The sequence below is a fragment of the uncultured Caballeronia sp. genome, from assembly GCF_964243625.1.
Classification (GTDB): Bacteria; Pseudomonadota; Gammaproteobacteria; order Burkholderiales; family Burkholderiaceae; genus Caballeronia.
The window spans coordinates 1-2722 of record NZ_CAXTGZ010000745.1 but is presented as its reverse complement, the minus strand read 5'-3'; the positions used below and the strand labels follow the sequence as shown (position 1 = coordinate 2722).

The following is a 2722-nucleotide window of genomic DNA, read 5'->3' as shown; positions in this document are numbered from 1 at the left end:
ATCGGCACGTTGCTGCAGTCGTTCGGCTGGGCGGCCGTTGGCGCGCGACTCCCGTTCGTGATGGTTCCGGGCGGCGCGCCGGTGATGCTGTTCGCCGTCGTCGCGAAACAGACCGACCTGCAGACCGCCGCCGGGTCGGTGATCCTCACGAGCCTGTTCTACTGGATCATCCTGCCGGTATTCGCACGTTGCCTGCGTTTTTTTCCTCGCGTGGTGATCGGCGCCATGTTGCTGCTGGTGTCGGTGAGCCTGATCAAGATTTATGCGGGCGTGATCGTCGGACAGCCCGGCACTCCGACATTTGCGCAGCCGCAGGCGCTCGGGCTTGCCCTCCTGACCGTCGCCTCCACGCTTCTGATTGCGCGTGCCCTGAAAGGAGCGGCGGGGCGCCTTGCGGTGCTGCTGGGCCTCGTCATTGGCGCGTTGGCAAGCTGGGCATTGGGCTACATGCCGCTCGCCACTGTCATGCAGGGTCCCGTTTTCACGCACCCGGTGCTGTTCCCGTTCGGCACGCCGCATTTCGATGTGATCGCTGCCCTGCCCATGCTGATTTTCAGCGTGATATCGATGGCCGAAGCAACGGCGCAGACGGTCGCAGTCGGCGAGATCACGGGCAGGGTCATCGATACTTCGCGCGACGTTCCCCGCACCATTCGCGGCGACGCCGTGGCCTCGCTGATTGGTGCGTTGCTGGGCACGTCGCTCATCATCACGAGCGCCGAAAACATTGGCGTGGTGCAGACGACCGGCGTGCGTTCACGCTATGTCACGGCTACCGCCGGCGCTATGCTGATCGTGATCGCACTGTTCGCGCCGCTCGCACGGCTTGCTTATTCGATCCCCGCGCCAGTGGTCGGGGGCACGGCTTTGATCGTCTTCGCGATGATCGGTGTCATGGGCATCAAGATGCTCGGCCAGGTCGACCTGAATGCGCGCAGCAATCAGTACACGCTCGCGGTGGCGTTGATCGTCGGCCTGCTGCCGATACTGGTCCCCAATCTCTACGCCCGCTTTCCCGCGAACCTGCAGCTCGTGCTCAGCAACGGCATGGCGGCAGGGACGGTGGCGGCGATCATCGTCAATCTTGTCTTTACTGCTGTGTGGGCGCGGCCCGGGAAAAAGATTCAGACAACCTGAACCCGCGCCGTTCCTTTCCCTTCCTTTCCTTCCACGCTTTTCCTCTCTTCCAATGAAAATTGCATCCGTCGTGTGCGCGGCCGGGGTCGCGTCTGCTGTCGCGCTCTCTGCGCCTTCAAGTGTTCATGCGCAAAGCAGCGTGACGTTGTACGGAAGTCTCGATGCGGGACTTGGCTATGTCAGCAACCTCCACGGGTCCCGGGCTTTTATCGCCGAGCAGGGCACATTGCAAGCCGACCGGTTCGGATTTCAAGGCGTTGAAGATCTCGGCGGCGGCCGCTCGGCGCTGTTCCGGCTCGAAGGCGGATTCGTCACCACTACGGGCGCGGCCGCGAGCGCCGGCACTTTGTTCAACCGGCAGGCCTATGTGGGCCTCTCCGATCCCCGGTTCGGCACGGTCACATTGGGGCGGCAGACCGACTGGAATTTCGACTGGCTGGGCTCGGTATCCACAGGACAGTTGCTTGGGGATTTTTCCGCGTTTCATCCGGGCAACCTCGATGGTCTCGGCAGCACGTTGCCCGTGCAGCTATCGAGCACGGTCAAATGGAAAAGTTCGAACTACAGCGGCTTGACGTTCGGTGCGCTCTACGGATTTCCTGGCGCAACGGGCAGCAATACCAACGGCCGGACGATCAGCTTTGGCAGCAATTACACGAATGGACCGGTGAAGCTGGTCGCAGTGTATTCGGAATATCGGGACCGCTTGCTGCCGCTCGCCGGCGGCCTCGGACTGAGCACATTCGAAGGTCAGGCCCTGGCCGCGGGCGCGACGTTCAACGCCCGTCAGGTCCGCGATGCGGGCATTGGCGGGTCGTACCGGTTCGAACGCGTGACGGTGCACGCGCTGGCCACGGATCTGCGCATCACGTCGGCCCGCACGGAACACTTTCGTACTTTCGATGGCGGCGCGAACCTGCGCCTGACGCCATCGGAAGAAATATCGGCGGGCGCTTGGACGGCGACGCTCGAAGGACACCGCTGGACCCAGTTTACGGTCGCCAACGTCTATTCGCTCTCCAAATCGACGCAGCTTTACGCAGACCTGATGTTCGAGGCTGCAGGCGGCGGCGCGGTGGCGGATACGTTGGGGATCGGCGCGTCGTCGGGTGGCCGGCAGACGGTCTTGCTTACCGGAATTCATCATCTCTTCTGAGTCATGCACCAACAGGATCCATAGCTGCAAATCGGTCCTTCTAGTGCGCAGTTGCTCTCGCCACTGCCAAGGGGGCAACGCTGCGCCACCGAAATAAAATGTTGCGATGCAGCATGTATCGGCCTATGCTCGATCAACGCAACGAGATGAGCAACGGCAATTGGCGTCGGCGACGGCCGGCCCGCAGTCGGCCCGTCGATAGCACTCGCAGATCCTGAAGGAGCTTGGCTGATTAACTGGCTTTTTTGACCGCTCTGATATCGGGCCGGCCGCCAAATCCGGCAAAAACGACGCCGAAACCAGAAGTCAAGAATGAAAGTCCGTGCCCACGCCTCGGACGACCGGATTATTTTCGGTTGGCAGCCCTTTCAGTACTGCGGCGTCGCTCCAGGCAATTCCCTTCGCAACATCAGACACATTTCTGACGTA

2 protein-coding genes are annotated in these 2722 nt (G+C 61.9%); both read left to right on the top strand.

Annotation, left to right across the window (positions count from 1 at the left end; translation table 11 throughout):
- The coding region (locus tag ACFFAR_RS30280; RefSeq protein WP_375509121.1) for a uracil-xanthine permease family protein at positions 1–1137 on the top strand (1137 nt) is incomplete at its 5' end.
- A gap of 52 nt (positions 1138–1189) precedes the next feature.
- Positions 1190–2293, top strand: a complete 1104-nt coding sequence (locus tag ACFFAR_RS30275; RefSeq protein ID WP_174362739.1) for a porin — start codon at positions 1190–1192, stop codon at positions 2291–2293.
- Positions 2294–2722: the final 429 nt, after the last annotated feature.